At 66.4% G+C, this 22518-nt stretch carries 26 protein-coding genes; 7 read left to right on the top strand and 19 right to left on the bottom strand.

Annotation, left to right across the window (positions count from 1 at the left end):
* Nucleotides 1-454: 454 nt before the first annotated feature.
* Nucleotides 455-1450, top strand: coding sequence for an ABC transporter substrate-binding protein (locus tag AC1DN9_RS05800; RefSeq protein WP_478098122.1), 996 nt, complete (start codon nucleotides 455-457; stop codon nucleotides 1448-1450).
* A 186-nt stretch (nucleotides 1451-1636) separates the two neighbouring features.
* Here the strand turns inward: AC1DN9_RS05800 and AC1DN9_RS05795 are convergent, their stop codons facing one another.
* Nucleotides 1637-2056 (bottom strand): TfoX/Sxy family protein, encoded by a 420-nt coding sequence (locus AC1DN9_RS05795; protein WP_478098120.1) that lies wholly within the window; start codon nucleotides 2054-2056, stop codon nucleotides 1637-1639.
* An 819-nt stretch (nucleotides 2057-2875) separates the two neighbouring features.
* Between AC1DN9_RS05795 and AC1DN9_RS05790 the strand changes: the two genes are divergently transcribed.
* The 5 genes from AC1DN9_RS05790 to AC1DN9_RS05770 all read left to right on the top strand — a co-directional run bounded on the left by AC1DN9_RS05790 (nucleotide 2876) and on the right by AC1DN9_RS05770 (nucleotide 7005).
* On the top strand, nucleotides 2876-3772 hold the full coding sequence (locus AC1DN9_RS05790) for an SMP-30/gluconolactonase/LRE family protein (RefSeq protein WP_478098117.1): 897 nt from the start codon (nucleotides 2876-2878) through the stop codon (nucleotides 3770-3772).
* A 172-nt stretch (nucleotides 3773-3944) separates the two neighbouring features.
* A complete protein-coding gene (locus AC1DN9_RS05785) occupies nucleotides 3945-4610 on the top strand; it encodes a response regulator transcription factor (protein WP_478098115.1) in 666 nt (221 codons plus the stop codon).
* A gap of 34 nt (nucleotides 4611-4644) precedes the next feature.
* On the top strand, nucleotides 4645-5076 hold the full coding sequence (locus AC1DN9_RS05780) for a hypothetical protein (RefSeq protein WP_478098113.1): 432 nt from the start codon (nucleotides 4645-4647) through the stop codon (nucleotides 5074-5076).
* Between the two features lie 25 nt (nucleotides 5077-5101).
* Nucleotides 5102-6043, top strand: a complete 942-nt coding sequence (locus AC1DN9_RS05775) for a formylglycine-generating enzyme family protein (RefSeq protein WP_478098111.1) — start codon at nucleotides 5102-5104, stop codon at nucleotides 6041-6043.
* Between the two features lie 14 nt (nucleotides 6044-6057).
* Complete coding sequence (locus tag AC1DN9_RS05770; RefSeq protein ID WP_478098108.1) at nucleotides 6058-7005, top strand: SphA family protein; 948 nt, start codon at nucleotides 6058-6060, stop codon at nucleotides 7003-7005.
* An 8-nt stretch (nucleotides 7006-7013) separates the two neighbouring features.
* On the opposite strand, the gene AC1DN9_RS05765 is transcribed toward AC1DN9_RS05770, so the two are convergent.
* From AC1DN9_RS05765 to AC1DN9_RS05740, 6 genes are all read right to left on the bottom strand, one after another.
* The gene (locus AC1DN9_RS05765; RefSeq protein WP_478098106.1) at nucleotides 7014-7457 is read right to left on the bottom strand and encodes a glycine zipper 2TM domain-containing protein; all 444 of its coding nucleotides are present in this window, start codon (nucleotides 7455-7457) and stop codon (nucleotides 7014-7016) included.
* A gap of 11 nt (nucleotides 7458-7468) precedes the next feature.
* Nucleotides 7469-8023 carry a hypothetical protein gene (locus AC1DN9_RS05760; RefSeq protein WP_478098104.1) on the bottom strand — a complete coding sequence of 185 codons (555 nt, stop codon included), beginning with the start codon at nucleotides 8021-8023 and terminating at the stop codon, nucleotides 7469-7471.
* A gap of 25 nt (nucleotides 8024-8048) precedes the next feature.
* Nucleotides 8049-8663, bottom strand: coding sequence for a hypothetical protein (locus AC1DN9_RS05755; RefSeq protein ID WP_478098102.1), 615 nt, complete (start codon nucleotides 8661-8663; stop codon nucleotides 8049-8051).
* Nucleotides 8664-8713: 50 nt separating this feature from the next.
* Nucleotides 8714-9115 carry a hypothetical protein gene (locus tag AC1DN9_RS05750; protein WP_478098100.1) on the bottom strand — a complete coding sequence of 134 codons (402 nt, stop codon included), beginning with the start codon at nucleotides 9113-9115 and terminating at the stop codon, nucleotides 8714-8716.
* 17 nt (nucleotides 9116-9132) lie between these two features.
* Complete coding sequence (locus tag AC1DN9_RS05745; protein ID WP_478098098.1) at nucleotides 9133-9339, bottom strand: hypothetical protein; 207 nt, start codon at nucleotides 9337-9339, stop codon at nucleotides 9133-9135.
* Nucleotides 9340-9611: 272 nt separating this feature from the next.
* Nucleotides 9612-10814 (bottom strand): hypothetical protein, encoded by a 1203-nt coding sequence (locus tag AC1DN9_RS05740; protein ID WP_478098096.1) that lies wholly within the window; start codon nucleotides 10812-10814, stop codon nucleotides 9612-9614.
* A 264-nt stretch (nucleotides 10815-11078) separates the two neighbouring features.
* Between AC1DN9_RS05740 and AC1DN9_RS05735 the strand changes: the two genes are divergently transcribed.
* The gene (locus AC1DN9_RS05735; protein WP_478098094.1) at nucleotides 11079-11471 is read left to right on the top strand and encodes a hypothetical protein; all 393 of its coding nucleotides are present in this window, start codon (nucleotides 11079-11081) and stop codon (nucleotides 11469-11471) included.
* A gap of 14 nt (nucleotides 11472-11485) precedes the next feature.
* Here AC1DN9_RS05735 and AC1DN9_RS05730 read toward each other — a convergent pair whose 3' ends face one another.
* From AC1DN9_RS05730 to AC1DN9_RS05675, 12 genes are all read right to left on the bottom strand, one after another.
* A complete protein-coding gene (locus tag AC1DN9_RS05730; protein ID WP_478098092.1) occupies nucleotides 11486-12235 on the bottom strand; it encodes an acetoacetate decarboxylase in 750 nt (249 codons plus the stop codon).
* 84 nt (nucleotides 12236-12319) lie between these two features.
* Entirely contained in the window at nucleotides 12320-12655 is a 336-nt protein-coding gene (locus tag AC1DN9_RS05725) for a hypothetical protein (RefSeq protein WP_478098090.1), read from the bottom strand.
* A gap of 96 nt (nucleotides 12656-12751) precedes the next feature.
* Complete coding sequence (locus AC1DN9_RS05720; protein ID WP_478098088.1) at nucleotides 12752-13630, bottom strand: hypothetical protein; 879 nt, start codon at nucleotides 13628-13630, stop codon at nucleotides 12752-12754.
* Nucleotides 13631-13739: 109 nt separating this feature from the next.
* Nucleotides 13740-15185 (bottom strand): NAD-dependent succinate-semialdehyde dehydrogenase, encoded by a 1446-nt coding sequence (locus tag AC1DN9_RS05715; protein ID WP_478098086.1) that lies wholly within the window; start codon nucleotides 15183-15185, stop codon nucleotides 13740-13742.
* A 171-nt stretch (nucleotides 15186-15356) separates the two neighbouring features.
* On the bottom strand, nucleotides 15357-16814 hold the full coding sequence (locus AC1DN9_RS05710; RefSeq protein WP_478098084.1) for an efflux transporter outer membrane subunit: 1458 nt from the start codon (nucleotides 16812-16814) through the stop codon (nucleotides 15357-15359).
* A gap of 90 nt (nucleotides 16815-16904) precedes the next feature.
* Entirely contained in the window at nucleotides 16905-18572 is a 1668-nt protein-coding gene (locus AC1DN9_RS05705) for a proton-conducting transporter transmembrane domain-containing protein (protein WP_478098082.1), read from the bottom strand.
* Entirely contained in the window at nucleotides 18569-20080 is a 1512-nt protein-coding gene (locus tag AC1DN9_RS05700) for a complex I subunit 5 family protein (protein ID WP_478098080.1), read from the bottom strand. The genes AC1DN9_RS05705 and AC1DN9_RS05700 overlap by 4 nt, the downstream gene beginning before the upstream one ends.
* Nucleotides 20081-20098: 18 nt before the next feature.
* Nucleotides 20099-20443 carry an NADH-quinone oxidoreductase subunit K gene (locus tag AC1DN9_RS05695; RefSeq protein WP_478098078.1) on the bottom strand — a complete coding sequence of 115 codons (345 nt, stop codon included), beginning with the start codon at nucleotides 20441-20443 and terminating at the stop codon, nucleotides 20099-20101.
* A complete protein-coding gene (locus AC1DN9_RS05690; protein WP_478098076.1) occupies nucleotides 20440-21381 on the bottom strand; it encodes a hydrogenase subunit MbhD domain-containing protein in 942 nt (313 codons plus the stop codon). The genes AC1DN9_RS05695 and AC1DN9_RS05690 overlap by 4 nt, the downstream gene beginning before the upstream one ends.
* On the bottom strand, nucleotides 21378-21707 hold the full coding sequence (locus AC1DN9_RS05685; protein WP_478098074.1) for a cation:proton antiporter: 330 nt from the start codon (nucleotides 21705-21707) through the stop codon (nucleotides 21378-21380). Before AC1DN9_RS05685 ends, AC1DN9_RS05690 begins: the two co-directional genes overlap by 4 nt.
* Nucleotides 21704-21991 (bottom strand): MrpF/PhaF family protein, encoded by a 288-nt coding sequence (locus AC1DN9_RS05680; RefSeq protein ID WP_478098072.1) that lies wholly within the window; start codon nucleotides 21989-21991, stop codon nucleotides 21704-21706. The genes AC1DN9_RS05685 and AC1DN9_RS05680 overlap by 4 nt, the downstream gene beginning before the upstream one ends.
* Nucleotides 21984-22511 (bottom strand): Na+/H+ antiporter subunit E, encoded by a 528-nt coding sequence (locus AC1DN9_RS05675; protein ID WP_478098070.1) that lies wholly within the window; start codon nucleotides 22509-22511, stop codon nucleotides 21984-21986. The genes AC1DN9_RS05680 and AC1DN9_RS05675 overlap by 8 nt, the downstream gene beginning before the upstream one ends.
* Nucleotides 22512-22518: the final 7 nt, after the last annotated feature.

Here is a 22518-nt window from a genome sequence, read left to right as displayed (position 1 = left end):
GGCGGAGGCGGGCGGTGTGCGCTGGGCCGGCCGACGTCACCGGCCGCTTCGCGGCTGCCCTGCGCTGCTCACGGTACGCGGGGTCCGCGCGAAACTCGCTTCGCTCAAACACGCGCAGCCCTGATCCGCGTACCGCTGCGCTGCTCGGCGGTGCCTCAACGGCCGGCCCAGCGCACACCGCCCGCCTCCGCGGAAAGGGTGGGGGTGAACTGTCCGCCGCTACCGCTCTTGTTGTGGGCAGGCTGTCGACGTCGAGGAGGTGGGCTTGTCCGGCGGAACTTCCGGTTCGGGCCCGTTGCAGACGCTCGACCCGCTCAGGAAGCGGACGCTCAATCGCCTTCGCAGAATTGCAGCCGAAGCCATAGCCCTCCTTGACCCGAACGTATCGGGGTAGGCATGATTCAGTATCGACGCCTCCAATTCGGGGACGTTCTCGAGGCGCTAGGAGGTGGGTATGGTTGGGCGTCGTCGAATCATCTCTGGCTTCGCATGCGCCCTTGGGGCCGCGGCGCTGGCCCAGGTTCCGGGCCGGACCTATCACATCGCCTGGTTCGGATACACGGCAAAGAACACTGCGGACGAAGACCGGTACCTGGCGGCGTTCATCCATCGACTGGTTGAACTCGGCTTCGTGGAAGGCAGAAACCTGACCATCGATTGGCGCTACGCAGAAGGAAAGAACGAACGCTACGCTGAGTTCGCCGCGGAGATGCGGGACAAGGGTGCCGACCTGATCGTGACCGTCACTGCGACGGCGGCAGGTGCGGTGGTTGAGGCAAGCCACAACATCCCCGTAGTCACATGCGGAATATTCGAACCGCTACGTACGGGTCTGATCGCCAGCTTCGCACATCCGGGCGGGCAGGTCACTGGGGTGTCGAGCTTCACCGGCGACCTCGTGCCAAAGCGGATCGAGCTGTTCAAGGCTGCTGTCCCGACCGTCTCCAAGATTGCTTTTGCCCGCTGCTCGGAATGCGGGCGGCTGTCGGGCCTGAGCAGCGCAAGTATGGACGCGGCTGTCGAGAGCTACCGTGAAAGCGCGCGATCGATTGGAATCACCCTGATTCCCGTGGACATCAACGCGGTTGCTGATTTTTCGGCGGCGGCCGCCTTGATCGTGGACAAACAAGTTGACGGAGTACTCATAAACCCAACCTCGATCAACGCGAAGCTACTAGACGATTGGGTCGCATTTGAGGCAGCGCATCGAATACCGGTGATGACGGAATATCGCCTTGGATGTCTCCTGTCATACGGCCCCGACTACGCAGCGATGTTCCGCCGCGTGGCGGAGATTGCGGTGCAGATACTCAATGGCGCCAAGCCCGGTGACCTGCCGATGGAGCAGCCGACGAAGCTGGAGTTCGTTGTCAATCTGAAGGTTGCCAGAGCCATCGGCTTGACCATCCCGCAGGGTGCGCTCCTTCGGGCTGACGACGTCATATCGTGAATCCAATCCTTGCGGTGGCTTCTGTCGCGAGATTGACGAGCCGCGATCGGCTAATGAGTGCCCCGTGAACGTCGGGTATCTGGCAAATTCTGTAGCGCGGCTGACCGGCTGCTCATGGCCGAACTTTGCCACACGACAGACGATGGTCAGTCTTGCCCCAAACACCTGAGCAGCAGGCACAGCGGGTCAGCGGTTTGCGCCGGAGCGCTTCTTCGTGGCGACCTTCCCCACTGACGCCTTCTTCGCGGCCGGCTTCTTCTGAGGCACCTTCGTCGCCGCCATCTTCCCGGCAGCCGGCTTCTGTCGCGCGGCCGCGCCGCCCTTGCGCAGGACGGCCTCCCAGGCCAGGCGGGCCCAGCGCGCCGCTTCCTCGCGGTCTTCGTAGATTTCGGGCGGCGCTTCCACGTACGAGGTCGGCGTCAGCTTGCCCGAGCGCATGTACTCGAAGGGCGCGAGCCCCTTCGCCTCAAACTTCGCTCGGCTCTCCTCGTCGGTCTTGAGGTACAGGCGCTCGCCGCTCACCAGGCCGAACATGCGCCCCTCGTGGAAGATGCCGTGGCCTCCGAACATGCGGCGGGCTGACACACGGCCGAAGCGCTCGAACACTTCGGGGAGTTCCTCGGCCAGCTTCACCGCTTTGTGCCCCGTGTCATGAGGAAGTGCTGGCGGACCGATAACCAAGGGTTCATGGCGGTAGGAAAGAAGAGTGGTTCGGAGCGAAATTCTGACCGAGGTCGGAAGGTGCGGAGTTGGCCGCATCTTGCCCCATTCAATGGCGCACCCTACTTGCGCGCTCGCGCGCCCCCAACCGCATCTTCCTTTGGCCCCACCGCTTCGGCTATGCAAGTCACGGACGCCCTCGACGCATTGCAAGAGGCATATCGCGCCGCCTCATGCGTCCACTGCTTGCTCGTGCACATGAAGGACGTACGCGAAAGCCAGCGCTACTTCACCCGCTCCGAATTGACGGCGCTGCATGCGGTCGTCGATTCGGAAGTCGAACGCCGAAGGCAGATCGCCACGCGGCGATCCAATCCGCACCCGCGTCGTCGTGATCGGCGCGCAGGCTGTCGGCATTCGAGACGCACGCATCCGTCGCACACCCACGGAGCCCGGTATGCGGTGCGGGCTGTGCGACCCTTCTGCGCCGCCGAAGCGCGCAGCCTCAGGCGGATCAGGGCCGCGTGTGTTTGAGCGAAGCGAGTTTCACGCGGACCCCGCCTGAGGCGAGCACTGCAGGGAAGCCCGAAGGGCCGGCGCAGCGGGGTCGCACAGCCCGCACCGCATGCCGGGCGGACCCCAAAAAACGCGCGAAGACATTGCAAATCCAACATAGCTCCCTCCAAAACCGAGCGCCTCCGCCTTCCACACCCGCGCTACGATCCGCCCAATCAACGACCGCGCTGGTCACAAAAGGAGACATCCATGCCAAAAATCCTCGAAGCCCCACGCTGCATCTGGCCCGCTGGCGCCACCCTTGGCGAAGGCACCCTGTGGTCGCAGCGAGAGCAGGCGCTGTACTGGGTCGACATCCTCGAACGCCGCCTGTACCGCCTCGACCCCGTTACCGACGCCCGCGCAAGCTGGCAGTTCGACGAAGAAATCTCCGCCGTCTCCGAACGCGCTTCGGCGCCCGGCTTGATCGTCACCCTTCGCCGAGGCTTCGCCCTCTTCGACCCGGCTGCGCCCGATACGCAGCCCAAGTACCTTCACCAGCCGGAGCCCGAGCTCACCGCCAATCGCTTCAACGACGGTAAATGCGACCTGCAAGGCCGCTTCTGGGGCGGCACCATGGACGCCGCCTGCGAAGCGCCCACCGGTTCGCTCTATCGCTTCGACCCGGATGGAAGCTGCAGCCGCCATGACCAAGGCTTCGCCGTGACCAACGGCCCTACCTGGTCGCTGGACGGACAGACCATGTACTTCAACGACACCGTCACCGCCCGCATCCTTGCCTACGACTTCGACGCAGCGACCGGCACCGTCACCAACAAGCGCCAGTGGCATCGCTTCGCGCGCGGCGACGGCTACCCCGACGGCATGACCACGGACGCCGCCGGCCGACTCTGGATCGCCCACTGGGGCGGCGCCTGCGTCACCTGCCATGACCCGTCCAGCGCCGCCGAACTCTGCCGCATCCCGTTGCCGACCAGCCACATCACCGACTGCGCGTTCGGCGGACCGGACCTGAGCACCCTCTACATCACCAGCGCCACCAGCGGCCTCACGCCTGCCCAACGTGAAGCCGAACCGCAAGCCGGTGGGCTCTTCTTCGTTCGGCTTGACATCGCCGGCTTGCCTGCATCGCCATTTGGCGGTTGAAGAGAAAAAAACTTCAATTCTGAAAACAAACAGGTTAATTTTTCAAGCCCCTTACACCAAAGGGCAGGTTGCCATGCCCTTTGCCTGCGTGTTCAATGCACCTCGGTTCTCGCTGAATCAGCACCCCAAACCTTGAACAGCCACCGGCAGACGGTGGCCCCGGAGATGTGGAATGAGTGAACTGACCGACCTGAATCCCGTGGATGAAACACCGATCGTCCGCCTGATCGACGACGACGTGTCGTTCCGACGCGCCGTCCAGCGCCTGCTACGAGCAGCCGGGCATCGCGTCGCGGAATACAGCTCGGTCGGCGCCATGCTGCTCGAAGGCATCGGACCATCGCCTGGTTGCCTGGTGCTCGACATCCACATGCCCGGACCGAGCGGGCTCGACCTCCAGGAAATGATCGCCACGCAGCCGGAGCCGCTGCCCGTCATCTTCGTGACCGCCGAGGCCACCGTGCACGAGACCTTGCGCGCCATGAAGGCCGGCGCGGCCGACTTCCTCTTCAAGCCAGTGGACGGCGATGCCCTGTTGTCGGCCGTGAACAAGGCCGTGGCCGAAGACGCCACGCGGCGCCAGGCGCACAGGCGCCTGAACGATCTGCAGAACCGCTACTCGCGACTCAGCCCCCGCGAGCGGCAAGTGCTCGATATGGTCGTCAACGGTGCCCTGAACAAGCAGATCGGCGCCGAACTCGGCGCCGCGGAACGGACCGTCAAGGCCCATCGTGCGCACGTCATGGAAAAAATGGAAGTGACTTCGCTGGCCGATCTCGTGCGCGCCGTCGGCCAGTTGGGCGCACCCGGCAGGCAACTGGGCCGCGTCGGCGCCTGACGCATCGAACACGCCCAGCGTCATCTTCATGTTCATGCCGCCCAAGCCCGCCGCGGGCATCGCGGCATCCGCCCTCGTCATGCTGATGTTCACGATGGTCCGGTCCGTCCGGGCTTCGCGCTTCGGTCGGCGCAAGCCGCTGGGCAAGCCTGCCGCGAGGCAACGCACGGGTTCCGCCGGCGGCATCGATGCACCGAGGACAGCGATCACCAGCGAAATCAGCCAGCCGCTCAGCGCCATCCTGGCGAACGTCGACGCCGGCACCCTGCTGTGGAAGCAAAAACCGCTGCCCGCCGACGAACTCAGGAACATCCTTGCCGACATCCGCGACGACGTCCTGAAGATCAGGGAAGCCATCCGGAAGCCCGCGTCGGGGCAGGACGTGGCGGCAGCCAGTGAAGCGCCCCGCGCGACCCGATTGCCCCAAAGGGCAACGCGCGCTGCCCGTCGGTCCGATGGGCAATGACCCCGGGGCACTCCATCATCGCTTCGTGAACACTCCCACTCGCGCCGGCATGGTCTGGATCCCCGATGGCGCCTTCCTCATGGGATCGGACCGCCACTATCCGGAAGAAGCCCCGACGCACAAGGTTGCGGTCAAGGGCTTCTGGATGGATGCCCATACAGTCACCAACGCCGAGTTCAAGCGCTTCGTCGAGGCGACGGGCCACGTCACCCTCGCCGAGCGCCCGGCCAATCCGGACGACTATCCCGGCGCGGACCCGGCGATGCTCGTGCCCTCTTCCGTCGTGTTCCGCAAGACCGCCGGGCCGGTCGACCTGCGCAACCCGCACAACTGGTGGACCTATCAACCGGGCGCCAACTGGCGCCATCCGCGCGGCCCCGGGAGTTCCCTGCAGGGCCTGTGGGCGCACCCCGTGGTGCACGTCGCCTTCGAGGATGCCGAGGCCTATGCGAAATGGGTCGGCAAGGAACTCCCCACCGAAGCGGAATGGGAGTACGCGGCTCGCGGCGGCCTGGCGGGCAAGGAATACTGCTGGGGCGACGAGTTCAAGCCGGACGGGAAGTCCATGGCCAACACCTGGCAGGGCCAGTTTCCGTGGCAGAACCTGCTGGAAGACGGCTACGAATGGACCGCGCCGGTGGGCTCGTTCCCGCCCAATGGCTACGGCCTGTACGAGATGGCCGGCAACGTCTGGGAATGGACCATCGACTGGTACCAGGAACACGAGAAGATCACGCACGCCTGCTGCACGCTCGACAACCCGCGCGGCGGCAAGATGGACGAGAGCTACGACCCGCGCACGCCGCAGGTCCGCATTCCCCGGCGCGTGATGAAGGGGGGCTCGCACCTCTGCGCGCCGAACTACTGCCACCGATATCGCCCTGCCGCGCGCATGGGACAGCCGATCGACACCGCGACCAGCCACCTCGGTTTTCGCTGCATCGTTCGAGAAGAAAAAGCAGCGTGAAAGGAAGAACGATAGTGACGCGATTTCTCCGCCGGCCCCTGCTGGCGGCCATGATGCTGGCGCCCCTCGGCGCCGCGGCGACCGAAGGTGGCATCGGTCGCCCCATCACGGGCCAGCAGGTGACTTCCGACGCGGGGATCGTGCCGCCGACGCCGGGCTTCGCGCTGACGCTCGCCAGCATCTACTTCAGCGGCGACATCGACGGCTCGCGCCAGGTTTCGATCGGCCGCGTCATCAGCGCCGGGGTGGATGCCACGGCCGGCTACAACATCGCCAACCTGACCTACGTCTGGAACACAGGCCCGGGCCAATGGAACTTCGCATCCGCCATCGGCCTGCCGGTGCAATACACCAAGGTCGAGCTAGGCGTATCGAGCAACCTGCGGCCGGGGCTGAGCAACACAGACAGCGGCACGCAGTTCGCCGACATCCTGATCAACCCGATCGTCGCCGGCTACCACTTCAGCGAAACGGAGCACATGGCGCTCTCGCTGCCGATCTATGCACCCACCGGCGCCTACAACCCGGATCGCCTGGCCAACGCGGGCCAGAACACCTGGACCTTCTCGCCGACCATTGCCTACACGCAGCTTCTCAAGGGCGGCGGCGAGTTCACTGCCCTCGCAGCCATCGACATCTACACACGCAACACGGCCACCGACTACAAGAACGGCTCGGTCTTCCGCATCGACGCCATGTGGACGACCACCGTCGCGCCGCAATGGCACCTCGGCGTGGTCGGCGGCTGGATCGAGCAGTTCCAGGACGACACCGGACCGACCGCCGACAAGCTCAACGGCTTCAAGGGTCACTCGATCGGCCTGGGGCCGATCGTGACCTGGGGCGGAAAGATCGGCAACCAGCCCGCGGCGTTCTCCGCGCGCTGGGTCTACGACGTCGAGGCAAAGAACCGGCCCAAGGGCAACGGCGTTTCCGTCTCCCTCACGCTGCCCTTCATGTAAGTCTCAGCTCAGCGCGGCAACACGCGCGCGTTCTCGCCGCTGCCCTCGATGTAGACAGCCTGCCCCATGCGCAAGGCGGGATTGACGGGCTGGCTCACCGAGACCAGCACGCCGCTCTTCACCCGCACGACGATCTGCTGGCCCGGCGTCGGGCGGTCGTAGCGCTTCGCGATCTCGTTCCCGGCGATCGCGCCGCCGATCGCACCTGCGACCATTGCAACGTCGCGGCCCGTTCCTCCGCCGATCAGGCTGCCGAGGCCCACACCAGTGAGACCGCCGACGACCGCGCCCACGCCCGTGTGCTGCGAACTCTGAAGGTCCATCGGCGTGATCTGTTCGATCACGCCCTGGCGTATCTCCATCGATCCTGGAGCCTGGGAACCCGGCGCCGCGCAGGCCGCCAAGAAGAGGGCCAGCACGACTGCGCTGATGCGAGAGAAGAGTTTGATCATCAGATTTCTCCTTAGGTGGATAGAGGCTTCGCACGAATGCCGGCGACAAGGTAAGTCAGACCTAGCGCCAGCGTCAACATGGCGACGAGCGAGCGGCGACCGTCGTCCGTCGAGAAACCGAGCACCAGGGCGACTCCGAAGAGCAAGGTGCACGCGCTCGCGATGAGAGCCGGCAATGCGCCGGTACGGCGGCCGTCCACGGCTCGCCGCTTGCTCATCGAAACGTAGATCAGTCCGATCGCGCCCAGGACGATGCACGCGACGACGATCGCGCCCAGGTAGACGACGGCGCCCAGTACTCGCGACTGGATGTTCGGGGCGATGAAAGTCACCACGCCGGTGACGAGCCGCATGGCCCCGTCCGCGAATGCGAGCCCCGACAGCCACCGGCCCGCGGGATCCTTCGACAGCGCAAACCAGAGCGTCAGGCCCAGCACGCCATCGAGCAGCGCGAAGTAGCCGTTGTGACCGGTCTGCTGGTCCGCGGCCGGCATCACGAACATCAGATACGCCCCGAAGAGCACGCTGATGGCCCCCCGCAGCAACAAGACAGTTCGCAGGTTCATGAGATGGCTCCCGGAACGACGGCTTTCAGAGGGCGCTCGCCGGCTGGACAACGAGCGCTTCGCCCTGGAGCAGCGTCGCCTCCACCTGGTCGCCCACCTTCAGCGAAGCGAGAAGCTTCGGATCGTTGACGTCGAACTTCCGGGTTTCCCTCACGCCGCGCAGCGTGACCTTTCCCGTCTTCCGGTCGATCGCCGTCACGTTCGCAACCGCCTGGATCCGGTGCCTCACCACGACCCCGGGCCGGTCGCCGGGCTGCGCCACGTGCACCTCCACCCAATCGGTGCGTTCGCGGATACCACCCGCCACCTTCCGGAGACCGATCAAGAGCGCTTCACCCTGTTTCAGGGTCACGCGATCGCCGACCTTCAACTGGTCGAAGTTCTTCACCGCTTCGCTGGCATGGATCACGACGTCCGGGCCGTTGGGCCGCGACAGCGTGACGTCGCGCGTCGCCGGGTCGATGGCCTTGATGGTGGCTGTGCGCACGCGCACGCTCGCCGCCATCGCCTCGCCGGGCTCCCTGCCGATCACGGCCGCCCCTTCATCGGACGCCGGAACCGCGAGCTTGTCCTGCGACCACGCAGGAACGGCCAGGGTCGCCGACAACGCCAATGCAAGACCGAGAATGCGCTTGTTCATGCAGAAGACTCCTTGTGAAGCTGAATCGGGCTAGGGCCTGTTAACAGGCCCTAGTTGGGAGACCAAGGACTGACCAACTGCCACGGCACCGCCTTGTCGTTCTTGTTCTTGTTCCGGCAGAAGATGAAGTCCCCGGCGTTCTGCAGCGATCCCGCCTTGTTTTCGACGCGCGCCATCCTGCACCCCGGGCGCCCCTTGGGGTCCTTGGCGGGCGTGACGCTGCCGCTATTGGACGTGCCGGCGTGTTCCCATGTGACCGTGACGCCATCTTCGCCGCTCTCCAAGGCACGATTGACGGCCTGGGTCATCAGGTCGATGTCGGCTTGCTTGAACCTCGTGATCGGCGTGTCGCGCATCGCGTTGTAGCGCTGAAACGGCTGCGCTCCGGCGACAGCCGTCGCCAGCATGGCCGCGGCGAACGCCAGAAGCCTCATTGTGCGGATACCTTGCATGGTGGCCCTCCTTGTCCTTATTTGGGAAGAATGAAGTTCACCTGGAAGCGCACGAACCAGTCCGATGCGTTGTCAGGCCGGATGACGTTGTAGCCCGCGCCGACAACAAAATCCATCGGTACGAAGGACTCCGGCTTCACCAGCAGCGAATAAGAGACACCCAGGGGCACCGTCCAGCGCTGGCTCTGCCGCTTCTCGCCACCGCTGCCGGACCGAGGGACCATTTGTCCTGCCCCAGCCGGTCGTCGGTGGCGGAGGGCATCGATGTCCGCGATCGGATTGGCCAGCTTCTCCTGGAGATCCTCGTCGCCTTGCTGGGCCCAGGCACCGCATGCCGCCAAGCACCCGTGAGCCACGCAAACGTTCCGGAGGGCGCAAGGGACATTCGACACTGATGTTTCAAATTGGAACCTGACGGCGATGGGCCCATCTTGAGGGTGGCCACCGAAGCTGCAAATTGGCCTGATGGGCAATGCCGTCTGCCCCTTCGGGCAGGTCAAAGAAACATGCCGATCAGTTTCTGCACCAGCTTGTCGAACGGCACCAGTGCAAGTACGACGATGCTGAACGGCAAAGCCGTGGCGACGGCGAGCGCCAGCAGGCCCCGCAGGTCGAGCGGCATGATCCGCATCGTGTAGACGTTGTTGGCTGTCTGGTAGAAGTCGGTCGCCGCCGAGAAGTCGCCGGTCGAGAGCGGATCGGCGGTTTCTTCCGCGGGCGGGCCGTGCATCCACTTGTCCTCCAGCGCCACACCGATGCGCTGGGCGAGCGCGCCATAGATGACCACCCCGCCCTCCCAGGCGCGCATCAGCGGGGCGATGAATACCGTCAGCGGCGCGACGAAGATCACGAGGACAAAGACAACGGTCCCGAGCGCTGCCCCGGCGAGTGCTTCGGGCCTGCCGGGCGCGCCGGCCAGGACGTGCGCCAACTCCGTGGCCGCCGCGATCGCGCCGATGGCCATGCCGAGCACGAAGAAGGCGCGCAGCGAATAGCTGACGAACATCAGCCCGGCGGCGCCTTCCGGATGCGACGCCACCAGCCGCAGTTCCAGGCGGGACACCCTTCGGAGGTAGAGCGCCCAGAGATACACCCGCCAAACCCAGCCCAGCAGCAGTATCAGCACCAGCGGCAGGCTCACCAGCGCATGCCACCAGCTCGCCAGCGATCGACCCAGCGGCGCGCTCGCGCTGCCGTGATGCCAGTCGGGCAGGAAGGACGACGGCACATAGCGCACCACCAGAAGCGAGAGCGCATAGGCCAGCACGACGGCGAGCGCCTCGATCAGCCACCAGTCCCGCAGCCGGAGGATGGACCTCACGACGGCTTCGTAGGCCTGCGACTGTGAATCCGGAACGATGCCTCGCTGGCGAAAGATCTGCGCGATGGCCCCGAGACGGGGAATGCAGGCGGCTTCGGCGAGCAACAGCATCGGGGCGACGACCAGCGACCGCGCATGAACGGACGCGTCGCGCAGGAACGCGAGGAAGACGTCCTGCTGCCCATCCGCATAGGAAAGCAGCGCCAGCACCATCAGCGGCAGCCAGCCCACGCACACGACGACCAGCGATCGGAACACGACGCGCCGGTGATGCGGATCGAAGCGCCCCCAGAGACGCAACAGGCGCAGCGGCGGCCCGCCGTCGAACATCTCGGCTTCCACGTCGGCAGACAAGGGGACATCGCGGGTCGATTGCACGTCAGGCAAGCCTCCGGGAATCGCAGCGCAGTCGCGCCGGTACGAACAATAGGCCACCTTCCCCGCAACGCACATTGGTACTCGGGGCAACGCGCTCCGCCCGTTCGGGCAGTTGGGCAAGAGGCGATCGCATCGGCGCGTGACCAGTTCACAACAAATGCACGCGTGCCCCGCAATAGATCGCTTGGCAGATGGTGTCGCTGGTCGACGCGGCATTAGGATGAAGTGAGCATCAACACATCGCAGGCAAGCAGGGAGCCCCGCATGAAAACGAGTTTCAGCATCGAGGCCATCCTCACGGCGACGGCGGTCGCCATCTTCGTTCCGTTGACGACGAACGCCCAGCCCGTGTCGGCGCCCGTGCCCGCGGAACAACAGGAAGCGGACTATCGCGTGATCGCGGCGCGCTGCGGAACCCCGGCTTTCGAAAAAGCCTTCTACTACCAGTCGCGGGCCGCTGTCGCCGCCGGCCTGGTCAACAAGAACCGGCCGCCTGCGGATGTGGAGAAGACCGTCACCGCGCTGCGGCGCAGTCCCTTCGTGCTGATCGCGGCGAATGCCGATTGCCCCGTCCAGCTGAAGCAGCTTGCCAACCTTCAGAAAAGCCGGAGCGAGCTCATCAGGACATCGCGCGGACGCAAGTCGCCGGGCAAGTAGGCGCGCGGCCGCGCTCAGGCGAGATAGTCGAACTCCACGGTGCCGAGCGCGAGCGTCATGTCGGCGATGTAGTGCACGGCGGATTCGACCTTGAGCACCGGCAATTCGGCCACCGGCGCCAATGCGTGCGGATGCAACTCCAGCGATGCCGGGCCGCTCCAGGCACCGTGCAGCGTGACGTTGACCATGTGATAGCGCACCAGCTCGCAGATGCGGGCCGTGCCGTCGACGTGCGGAATGATCTTGAGCAGGAAGTTCGGCTGCGCGATGGCCGCAAGGATCGGTGCGGGTTCCAGCGTGCGGTGCTTGAAGCCCATCGTTGCCTTCGCCACGCGCACCTTGCCGTAGTCGAGCGTGCCGACCACGACATCCGTTTCATAGTCGAGCACGGGCGAGGCCAGCTTCTTGGGAAAGCCCCAGAGCTCGCGTCCTCCCGCGATGGGCGGGTGGTCGTTCAAGTACATCGCGTGCACATAGGCGCCCTGCTCGACCCCGCGGTCGGTTCGCAACTGCACCGGAATGACCTGCCCTGACTCGGTGTAGTCGCCGAAGCCGGTCGAATCGGGCATGCGGATGAACTCGTACTTGACCAGCGGCTCGACGACTTCGAGCGGCTCCGGCACGACCGCGCGCAGCGCGTCCGGGTCCGTGCGGTAGGTGACGACCATGAATTCGCGCCGCACGAAACGATAGGGCCCGGGCGGGAACGCCGGGTTCGTGAGGGGCATGGCGAAGGCCTTGCGTCTGACGTCTTGGATGTTCATTGGCGCTTTCGTTGATGGTCTGCCGACAGGGCGACCATCCCACAAGCGTCAGTGTTCGTCGAGCGGCAGGCGCCGGCCGGGCGGCTAGAGCCCGCCGAAGACGCTCGCGTCGGGGTCGGCGTGCTCGTGCCGCTTGGACGCGCTCCGCAGGCTCTGCACCCAGAGCCGGGCGTGGCGTTGCTCACGACTCTCGAAGCGCTCGGCAAAACGCCGGATGGCCGGCCGCTCGATGGCGGCGATGGTCATCCAGTCCGTACCACCGAACGAGGCGGCCTCGCCGCTGCGGTCGACCAGCGCCGGCCGCAGTGCCATGACCCATTCGGTGGGAACGCGCGGATCGCGATCCAGCGTCCGCAACGCGATCTTGGCGGCCATGGGGCTGAGCGATGGAATCTTTTGAAGATGGAATTCGAGGTCCAAGACAGCACCCTCCTTTCAGACACAGGACGATACATCTGTATCTGAAATTTACGCAAGGGTGTTACTGGGTGTTTTTTGCCGGAACAGCACCCGTCGCTACTGCGTACTCATTCGTTTGTATTCATTCCGCTTCATCGCCAGGTAATCGTCCCGCTCGACCTCGTGGAGTTGCCGCGCATAACGCTCCGTGCTGTCGAACCACAGCGCGAGCCGGTCCGGCAACTTCGCCTTCGTCGGATGCTCCATGAAGGCGTCGATCGCGAGGTAGTAGCGCATGGTGTTGCGCTCGACCACGCCGAGCACGCCGCCGACATAGTCGGGCTGCCCCGAGGCGCCCTTGCCGGTGGACGTGAAGCCGACCTTGTCGCTGCCGATCGTCTTGAGATAGCCCTGCATCGCGATCCGAGCCGCGGTTCCATAGGCGTACGAGTAGCCGAGGTGCATGAAGGTCTTGCCGTCCGGCGTTGGGGTCGCCTCCAGTTCGATGCGGTAGTCCCGCGTCGACAGCGGCCCCTTGTCCGCGCTCAACCCGACACTGAGATAGTCCGCCCCGACCGTCGCGGGCTGCCAGACGAAGTCGATGCGCTGGGCTTCCGACAAGGGCTGATCGAACTTGCGGCCCGCAAAAACGGCCAGCGTCTTCGCGTCACCCGTCGACTTCACGGTGCAGCCCTTGGTATTGAGGTGGAGCATCAGCACGTCGCACCAGACCGTGGGCTGGCTGAGCGCTTCGCTCACTTCGCTGAAGGGATGGTTCAAGACCGCGAAGATGTTGCCGCTCAACTGGCCCGATGCCTCGGCCGATTCGAGCACCAGCGGCCGTCCGAAGATGTTCTGCGCAAGCTGGGACTGCACGGCGCCGTATTTGGCCTGCAGGGCTTCGGCACTGCCGAGCTGCCTTTGCGCCAGCGCGACGGCCGGCAGGAAGAGAAGGAAGAGCCAGAGCGCCAGGCGGCGGAACGTCGAGTGCTTCATGATGAATGGCATTCTTTCCGCACGGCGGGAGCTCGGCTTGCAGGTGGACCTGCGCGGGGCAAAGGCACGCTGCGCGCCGTGCGCAACGCAGCATGCCCGCCCCGTGGCGTCAAACCGCCATGATCGACACGGCCTTGGTCACCAGATAGGCCTCCATGGCTTCGGGTCCGCCCTCGGAACCATAGCCCGAATCCTTCACGCCGCCAAAGGGCATTTCCGGCGTCGGCGTCGCGGGCTGGTTGATCCACAGCATGCCCACTTCCATGTGCTGCGACAACAGGTGCGCGTTCTTGATCGACTTGGTGAACGCGTAGCCGGCCAGACCGTATGGCAGGCGGTTCGCTTCGGTGATTGCCTCTTCGAGCGTGTCGAAGCCGCGGATCGCGGCGATCGGGCCGAAAGGCTCGTTGTTGAACACGTCGGACTTCAGCGACACATCGGTCAGTACGGTGGGTGCGAAGAAGTTGCCCTCCGTCCCGATGCGCTCGCCGCCGGTCGCGACCTTGGCGCCGGTGGCGCGGGCGTCGTCGATCACCTTGGCCATCGCCGTCAGGCGCCGGGCATTGGCCAGCGGGCCGAGCGTCGTGCCTTCCGTCAGGCCGTCGCCCAGCTTCAGGCCTTCGGCGTGCTTGACCATCGCGCGGGCGAACTCTTCGCGGATGCTGTTGTGAACCAGGAAGCGGGTCGGCGAGATGCAGACCTGCCCCGCGTTGCGGAACTTCGCGGCGCCTGCGGCCTTGACCGCCAGCGCGACGTCGGCGTCCTCGGCCACGATCACCGGGGCGTGGCCGCCCAGTTCCATGGTCGCGCGCTTCATGTGCGCGCCGGCCAGCGCGGCGAGTTGCTTGCCCACCGGGGTCGAACCCGTGAAGGTCACCTTGCGGATGATCGGATGGGGAATGAGGTAGCTCGAAATCTCGGCCGGATCACCGAACACCAAGCCGACCGTACCCTTGGGCACGCCGGCATCGACGAAAGCCTGGAGCAATGCGGCGGGCGATGCCGGGGTTTCTTCAGGCGCCTTGACCAGGAAGGAGCAGCCGCTCGCCAGCGCGGCGCCCAGCTTGCGCACGATCTGGTTGATCGGGAAATTCCACGGCGTGAACGCAGCCACCGGACCGAGCGGCTCCTTGATGACCAGTTGCTGCGCCGCCAGGTTGCGCGAAGGCACGATGCGGCCATAGACGCGCCGGCCTTCGTCCGCGAACCATTCGATGATGTCGGCGCCGGCGAGCACCTCGCCACGGGCCTCGACAAAGGGCTTGCCCTGCTCCTGCGTGAGCACGCGGGCGATGTCGGCGGCGCGTTCGCGCACCAGCGCGGCAGCCTTGCGCATCGTGGTCGCGCGCTCGTTGGCCGGGATCTTGCGCCAGGCCTCGAAGCCGCGCTGCGCCGCGTCGAGCGCGCGATCCAGGTCGGCCGTGCCCGCATGGGCAACCTTGCCGATGGTCTTGCCGGTTGCCGGATTGACGACGTTCAGGGTCTTGCCGCTGACGGCGTCGCACCACTCGTTGTCGATGAGCAGGCGCGTGTCGGGATAGCTGGATGTGGTCATGCTGGGTCCTTGAATCCATGAAAGAGGGGTGTGTCGATTCGAGCGGGACGAATGCGACGGAGGCCGGGATGCCGGATGCGGCATTGGGCGCAAGGCCGATCCTAGCGCTGTTTGAAGTCAGACCGGGCGGCATGGGCACTGGGGCGGCCCGCTCTCAGCCGCCCTCACCTTCTAAGGCTGCTTCTTGTCTTTCGCCTCGACCATCCCGACGGGCCGTGGCGTCATCGAATCCGCGATGTCCACCCAACCCCCGCCCATCGCCTGATAGACATTCACGACCTGCGTATAGCGGTCGGTGGTCAGCGACACCAGCGCGAGTTCGGCCGCGAAGAGTTCGGTGTCGGCGACGAGCACTTCGAGGTAGCCGATCAGTCCGCTTTCGAACTTGAGCCTGGACAGCCGCGCGAATTCGCGCAGTTGAATCACGCGCTCGGTCTGGAAGGCCACGCCTTCGATCGTCTTCTGCGTGCCGATGAGCGCGTCGTTGGTGTCGCGGAAGGCGTTGAGGATGGCTGATTGATAGATCAGTTCCGCCTGCGTCTTCTGTGCCTCGGCCGATTGGACCTGCCCTTCGATGGCGCCGAAGGTGAAGATCGGCCCGACCAATCCTGCTGCGGCCTGCCACGCGGTCGCCGGGCCCGTGAGGAAGCTGCCGGCGGCGGTGCTCGTCGATCCGTAGGCGCCGGTCAGCGAGATGGTCGGGTAATACAGCGCGCGCGCCGCGCCGATGCTGGCGTTCGCAGCCACGAGGTTCTGCTCGGCCGCCAGGATGTCCGGCCGGCGTTCGAGCAAGGTCGACGGCAGGTCCGCGGGGATGAGCGGCGCGGCGAGCTGGTCGATCGTCTTGCCGCGCGGAATCGGTCCCGGATCGCGCCCGAGCAGGATCGAGATCCGGCCTTCGACCGCGGCGATCTGCTGCTCGATGACCGGGATCGATGCGAGCGCCTGCTGGTACTGCGAGCGCACCTGCGCCACTTCCGTCTTCGACACGATGCCGGACTTGAACCGCAGATCGAAGATCCGCGCCGTTTCGCCGAAGTTGGCGGCTGTGGCCATCGCGATCTCGCGCTGGCGGTCCAGGCCGCGCATCGCGAAGTAGCTGGTCGCGACACCCGTCACCAGCGTGAGGACGACGCCGCGTTGCGCCTGCTCGCTGCCATAGACCTGCGCCTGCGCGGCTTCGCTCAGGCGCCGCACCCGGCCGAAGAGATCGACCTGCCAGGTGGCGCCGAGCGCGGCCTGGTAGAGCGCGAAGTACGGATCGGCCGGCTCAGGAAACGGCGGCTGGCCCACACGGCTGGCACGGGTCCTGCTCGCGCCGCCGCTGTAGGCGAGCTGTGGATAGGCCTGCGACTTGGTGGTTCCGAGCGTGCCGATGAACTGGTCGACACGCGCCGCCGCGACACGCACGTCGAGGTTCTGGCGCAGCGCGGTCTCGATCAACTCGTTGAGCACCGGATCGCCGAACTGCTCCCACCACTTCGTGTTGGCGACATCGGCGGCCTTCGGGTAGTCGATTCGCCATGCAGCGGGCACCTGCACGTCGGGGCGAACGTAGTTGGGGCCGACCGTGCAGCCGGCGATGGCAAAGCAGACGGCAGCCAGCGCTGCCAGCGTGAACGTCTTCATTTGGCTTTCCTCACTGGAATGTTCGACAGGGAGATCGATATCGTTTGAAGCATCAGGAGATCCGCCAGGGCATGCAAGTGTTTTTCAGGGTCAGGCTGCGACTGCGAGCAGCCAGACGAAGAGCAGCGTGATGACGAGCAAGGCGATGCAGGCGATCGGCCAGCGCCGCAGGAAGGTATCGCTGTGTTCGAACCCCGCGGCGGCTGCCAGGCTCGCCCCCTTCAGCCCGCCCAACGCGATGCCGATGTCGCCCGCCGGTACGCGCGGGAGAAGCTGTCTCGACCGATCCAGCACGAAGGCAAGCGCGGCGCCCACCAGGACCGGCCACAGCGCTGCCCACAAGGCGTCGGGCGCGAGGGCCTTCGGCAGTGCGTCGACAGGGAATTCGAGATACAGCATCCACGGCACCGCGAGCGATGCCAAGGCCATGACCAGCCACGCGCCGACCAGCACCCCGGGCGCGCGTGCGTCGGCATCGGGCGCCGCGTTGTCGCTCAGGCAACGAAGGAAGTGGATCATGAGCAGCGTGGACGCGACCGACGACACAACCGCGACGCTGCCGGCCAGCCCGTCGCCCAGCAGATCCTTGGCCGCGTACTTGGCGAGCGAACCGCCGGTCAGCGGCAGGCCACCCAACCCCAGCGCGATCACCGCGGCCGGTATCAGCATCGGCCACAGATGCCGCCGCCCCGTGAGACCGATCACGCCGACGGCGAGGAACAGCCCGCCCTTCACCAGCAGATGGTGCGCGGCATAGAAAACCGCGGCCATCGGTGTGCTGCCATCGCCGGCGGCCAGGCCCATGCCGATCACGGCCGCGACGAAGCCCATCTGACTCACGCTCGAATAGGCAAGGACGACTTTGGGCCGCGACTGCGTGATGCCGATGAGCACGCCGTACAGGGCGCCGAACAGGCCGACGGTGGCGAGCGGATAACCAAAGTCCGGCAGCGCCACGTCCAGCGGCAGGAAGCGCACCATCGCGATGACGCTGGCCTTGACCACGGCGCCGCTCATCACCGCGGCGGCCGGGATCGGTGCGGCGCCGTAGGCCAGCGGCATCCAGAAATGCAGCGGCACCAGGCCCGCCTTCATGCCGAGGCCGATGAGCAGCAAGGTCAGCGTGAGGTCACGCGTCGGCGACGTGGGCAGCGCAGCCACGGCATCGCGGATCAACAGGCTGCCGTCCGGCGTCGCGTTCGCCATCAGGATCAGGCCGGCGAGCAGGAAGGCTTCGGCGAGCAAGGCCAGTCCGAGGTAGAGCGCACCCGCACGCAATGCATCCGGCCCCTCGCCCTGGAGCACGAGCCCGCTGGCGCCCACGCTCAGCACGGCGAGCAGGAAATAAAAGCCGATGAGGTCCGCTGCGAGGAACACGCCGACGCAGCCGGTCAGCGTCATCAACCAGCACACGATGAGGCCGTCGGGCTCGGACTTGTCGCGCAGGAAGCGCGCGGCATACACGCCGGCGACCATCCACAGCAGCGTGGCAACACCCAGCAACATCGCGCCAGGCGCATCGACAGCGAAGCTGAGCGCGAAGCCTGCATTGCCCACCACGAGGCTCGTTCCGTCGTTGTCGAACAGGGCAGCCAGGAGCGCCGGGATGGGCGCGAACACGAACAAGCTCGGCATGCGGCGCCGCAGCGGCTTCCAGGCGCAGGCGATCAACAGCATGAGCGGAACACCGATCGCGAGCGGCACCATGACCTGCACGCCGAGCAGGATCGCGAGGAAGGTCGCGGAACCGATGATCATCGCGCCCCCGTCGGCAGCAGCGCCGGCCGGCCGATCTGCGCCACGTCGACCGGACACAGCGCAGCCGCACCCAGCAGGAACGAGCACAGCGCCAGCACCAGCACGGCCACTTGCTGGTAGCGCGGGACGGCCTTCTTCGGCGTCCAGCCGGGCTCCGCGGGCGCCATGGCGCGCACGACCACCATGAACACGTAGGCACTGGTGAGCAGCCCGCCGATGAGCATCACGAGCACCCACCACCATTGCGCCGTCGCAATCGCGGCGGAGAGCAGCAGCCACTTGGCGAGGAAGCCGCCCGACGGGGGCAGGCCGATCAGCGACGCGCCGCCGAGCGCGAACGCGAGCAGTGTCATCGGCAGTGCACGGCCAACGCCGCGCAGGTCCGCAACGCGGTCGTGCCCCAGCGTGGAATAGATCAATCCCGCCGCCATGAACATCGCGGCCTTCGCGGTCGCATGGGAGATGGCCTGGAGCATGCCGCCGGACACGGCCGATGCGCTGTCGATCTGCGCAGCCTCCAATCCGGCGACGAGCGGGAACATCAGGAACAGATAGCCGATCTGCGCGACCGTCGAATACGCGATCAACAGCTTCAGCCGCGCCTGCCGCAGTGCGACGACATTGCCGACCAGGATCGCCGCAGCGCCGAGCGCCGCGAGCAACTGCGTCGAGGGCAGCGTCAGGACATCCGCGAACACGTCGAGCCACAGGCGCACCACGAGAAACCATGCGCCCTTGATCACCAGTGCGGAAAGCACCGCGCTGGCCGCGGCCGGCGCACCGGCATGCGCGGGCGGCAACCACAGGTGCAGCGGAAAGAGCGCGGTTTTTGCGAGCAGCCCGACCGTCATCAGTGCGGCCGCCGACCAGGCGATGGGCTCGGGCCGGATCTGCGCCGCCAGCAGCGCCATGTCCATCGTGCCGTAGGCGCCGTAGAGCAGAAAGGCGCCCAGCAGGTAGAACATCGAACCGAGCAACGCGAACAGCAGATAGCGCAGCGCCGACTGCAAGGTTTCGCCGCGCCCGTCGAGACTGACCAGCGGAACGCCGGCGAAAGTCAGCAATTCGAGCGCGACGTAAAGCGTGAACACGTCGCCGCTCACGAACACGAGGTTGAGCGAGCCCCAGACCGCCAGCAGCAGCAACCAGAACATGAACGGCGCCCGTGCCTCCCGCACGCCGGCCGGCGTCCCGAAATCGCCGCGCGCATAGATGCCGATGACGCCGATCACCACCGCCACCGCGACCAGCATCACCACCGACAAGCCGTCCGCCCGCAGCGCCACGCCGAGCGGCGGCACCCAGCCGCCGAGGAGATACACCAGCGCGCCGCCCGATTCCACGAGCGCGTCGGCAATGGCGATGGCGATGCCGAGCCCGATGAGGAGCGTCACCATCGCCACCCGTTGCGCGTGGCGGCCGCCGAGCACGAGCCCGACCAGCACGCCCACGAAGGGTACGAGCACGGCCAGCACGAGCAGCAGGCCGCCCGGTGTGGTCAGGTCCATCGGGGCGGACACCGGCACCTAGTGCCCCCCAAGGGCATCTGTCGCCTCGGGCCTGGGAGGCTCGACGATCAGCGTTGCCGAGCCGGCCTCCTCGAACAACCGCAGCAGCAATGCGACGGCCAGCGCGGAAGCCGCGAAGGCGACGACGATGGCCGTGATCAGCAGGGCCTGCGGCACCGGATCGCCGCCCATCCCGGCACCCGCTCCCCGGCGCGCGATGACAGCGCACACCAGGAAGATGCCGTTGCCGATCAGGTTGAACGACAGGATCTTGCGCAGCGGTTGCGGGCTCACGATCAGGCCGTAAAGCCCGAGGCCGACGAGCACCGCCGCGCAGAGTCCGAAGAGCGTGGGCGCGTTCATTTCGGCTCCGCCCTTTGCGGTGCGCCCGCGAGCAGCAAGCCCAGCGTGAGCGCAAGGGAAGGCAGCAGCGCGAACTCGACCACGAGAATCCACGGCTTCGCGTAGCCCTCGGGATAGGCAAGGAACGCACCGGCCGCGCCAACGCCTGCCAGGCCGATGAGGATGAACACCACGGGCCCGATGGCGAGCCCGATGCGCAGCGACGTGCCGCTCACCGGCGGCGCATCGGCGAGGCCCGCCATCATCACCAGCAGCCACATCGCGGCCAGGATCGTCGCGCCCTGGAACTTGCCGCCCGGGTTGTCCGCGCCCACCCACAGGATGTAGACGGCGATGACGATGCCGATCGGTGGCAGCACGCGCGCGAAGTAGGCAAGGATGCCGTTGGGATCGGACACCGGCGCCGCCCCCGGCCGTCCGCCCCAGGCCCGGTCGGGCGCGAGCGACCACACGCCGATCAGCGCGAACAGCAGCACGACGGCCTCCAGCAAGGTGTCCATGGCGCGGAAGGAGAGCAGCACCGCGGTGATCGGGTTGCCGACGCCGGTCGATGCGATGTTGTCCGCCACCGCTTGCGCGAGCGTCGGCGCAGGGTCGGGCAGCAGCAGCACGCAGGCAGCGATCACGGCCGCCACCGCGACGGAAACGATCGCCGCCGCCACGCGCGTCAGCACCCCCGGCCGCCGGGCGACGGACTGTGCCTCGGTCGCACGCAACCGCGCCGCCGCGCCGACCAGCAGCGCACCGGTCAGACCCGCACCGATCGCAGCCTCGGTCATGGCCACGTCGATCGCCGACAGCCGCAGCCACACCGCGGTGAGCAAAAGTCCATAGGGAATGAATCCGGCGACCGCCGAGAACGTGTCGCGCACGAAGACAGTCCAGGTCGCGAGCCCGAGAAAGAGCAGCACCAGCGCGACATTCAACGTCAAGCTCATCGCGATACCTCCCGCGGCGTGGCCGACCCTGAAGCGCCGCTTCGCTCACCGCGTCGAATCGCACGTGCGATCAACTGCGACGAGACCGCAGACGCCAGCAAGACCAGGAACCAGATGAAGATCAGCTTGAGCCCCAGCAGCACGCTGCCGACTTGCGGGAGCAGGCCCAGCACCACGAGACCCAAGCCCAGGTTGTCGGCCTTGGTCAGCGCATGCAGCCGCGTGTACGAATCCGGGAAGCGCAACAGGCCGACCACGCCGGCAAGGAAGAAGAATGCACCCGCCGAGACGGCGACGATGGTGAAGATGTCGGCGACTGCGCTCATGGCTTGTCACCCTCATCGGCATCTTGGTCGACGAGCGAGGACCCGGCCTTCACGAACGCGATCGCGCTGAAGGCCGCAAGGATCGACAGCGTCAACACCACATTGATCACGGACTCCATGTCGTGCAGCGCACCCAGCAGCAGCATCGCCGCGATCCCGCCTGTCCCGAAAAGCTGCGCCGCCATCATGCGGTCGACGTTGCCCGGGCCGCGCAGGACGCAGACGAGCCCCGCGGCCACCATCAGGAAGACAAAGGAGGAAGCGCCGAGAAGGAAGTCATCCATGGCGCTCCCCTGTCACCAGCGCGCCCGTGAGCAGCTTTTCCTCTTGCGCCATCTGCTGCGCGAGCGGCTGGGTGATATCGAGGCAGTGGAAGACGATCGCGTGCTCCGATTCGCCGACCGGCACCGAACCCGGCATGAGGCTCATGATCGAGGCGAACTCGTTGCGCGCAAGCCCCGGCGGGAAGTTCACCGGGCAGTCCACGAAGCCCGGGTTCAGGGGCATGCGCGGATCGAGTGCGCGGCGCCCCACATCCACGCCCGCCAGCACCGACTGCCAGAGGAAGTGCGGGACGAACGCCAGCAGCGAGCGGAAGCGCACATGCCCCGCCTCGCGCGGCAGAAGGCGCACGCTGGTCCACGTGGCGGCGACGGTGGAAATCAGCCCGATGGCAAGATCGCCGGGCTTCGCGCTCGGCATCAGCACGACCCACATCGCGAAGAACATCACGCCGCGGGCCAAGGCGGTGCCGGCCGGCGTCGGCGCGCGGGCCTCGACGTGATCGGATGAATCGGTGGTCAAAGCGATC

It is taken from the genome of Variovorax sp. 05L425, from assembly GCF_056397705.1.
This window is presented reverse-complemented; position numbering and strand designations above follow the sequence as displayed.

Coding starts and splice junctions, on each gene's coding strand:
- AC1DN9_RS05755 (WP_478098102.1), bottom strand. CDS start 8,663: ATGAACAAGCGCATTCTCGGTCTTGCATTGGCGTTGTCGGCGACCCTG.
- AC1DN9_RS05710 (WP_478098084.1), bottom strand. CDS start 16,814: ATGAAGACGTTCACGCTGGCAGCGCTGGCTGCCGTCTGCTTTGCCATC.
- AC1DN9_RS05780 (WP_478098113.1), top strand. CDS start 4,645: ATGCCGCCCAAGCCCGCCGCGGGCATCGCGGCATCCGCCCTCGTCATG.
- AC1DN9_RS05745 (WP_478098098.1), bottom strand. CDS start 9,339: ATGGTCCCTCGGTCCGGCAGCGGTGGCGAGAAGCGGCAGAGCCAGCGC.
- AC1DN9_RS05695 (WP_478098078.1), bottom strand. CDS start 20,443: ATGAACGCGCCCACGCTCTTCGGACTCTGCGCGGCGGTGCTCGTCGGC.
- AC1DN9_RS05750 (WP_478098100.1), bottom strand. CDS start 9,115: ATGCAAGGTATCCGCACAATGAGGCTTCTGGCGTTCGCCGCGGCCATG.
- AC1DN9_RS05715 (WP_478098086.1), bottom strand. CDS start 15,185: ATGACCACATCCAGCTATCCCGACACGCGCCTGCTCATCGACAACGAG.
- AC1DN9_RS05680 (WP_478098072.1), bottom strand. CDS start 21,991: ATGGATGACTTCCTTCTCGGCGCTTCCTCCTTTGTCTTCCTGATGGTG.
- AC1DN9_RS05690 (WP_478098076.1), bottom strand. CDS start 21,381: ATGAGCTTGACGTTGAATGTCGCGCTGGTGCTGCTCTTTCTCGGGCTC.
- AC1DN9_RS05685 (WP_478098074.1), bottom strand. CDS start 21,707: ATGAGCGCAGTCGCCGACATCTTCACCATCGTCGCCGTCTCGGCGGGT.
- AC1DN9_RS05720 (WP_478098088.1), bottom strand. CDS start 13,630: ATGAAGCACTCGACGTTCCGCCGCCTGGCGCTCTGGCTCTTCCTTCTC.
- AC1DN9_RS05735 (WP_478098094.1), top strand. CDS start 11,079: ATGAAAACGAGTTTCAGCATCGAGGCCATCCTCACGGCGACGGCGGTC.
- AC1DN9_RS05700 (WP_478098080.1), bottom strand. CDS start 20,080: ATGGACCTGACCACACCGGGCGGCCTGCTGCTCGTGCTGGCCGTGCTC.
- AC1DN9_RS05705 (WP_478098082.1), bottom strand. CDS start 18,572: ATGATCATCGGTTCCGCGACCTTCCTCGCGATCCTGCTCGGCGTGCAG.
- AC1DN9_RS05800 (WP_478098122.1), top strand. CDS start 455: ATGGTTGGGCGTCGTCGAATCATCTCTGGCTTCGCATGCGCCCTTGGG.
- AC1DN9_RS05790 (WP_478098117.1), top strand. CDS start 2,876: ATGCCAAAAATCCTCGAAGCCCCACGCTGCATCTGGCCCGCTGGCGCC.
- AC1DN9_RS05765 (WP_478098106.1), bottom strand. CDS start 7,457: ATGATCAAACTCTTCTCTCGCATCAGCGCAGTCGTGCTGGCCCTCTTC.
- AC1DN9_RS05785 (WP_478098115.1), top strand. CDS start 3,945: ATGAGTGAACTGACCGACCTGAATCCCGTGGATGAAACACCGATCGTC.
- AC1DN9_RS05760 (WP_478098104.1), bottom strand. CDS start 8,023: ATGAACCTGCGAACTGTCTTGTTGCTGCGGGGGGCCATCAGCGTGCTC.
- AC1DN9_RS05730 (WP_478098092.1), bottom strand. CDS start 12,235: ATGAACATCCAAGACGTCAGACGCAAGGCCTTCGCCATGCCCCTCACG.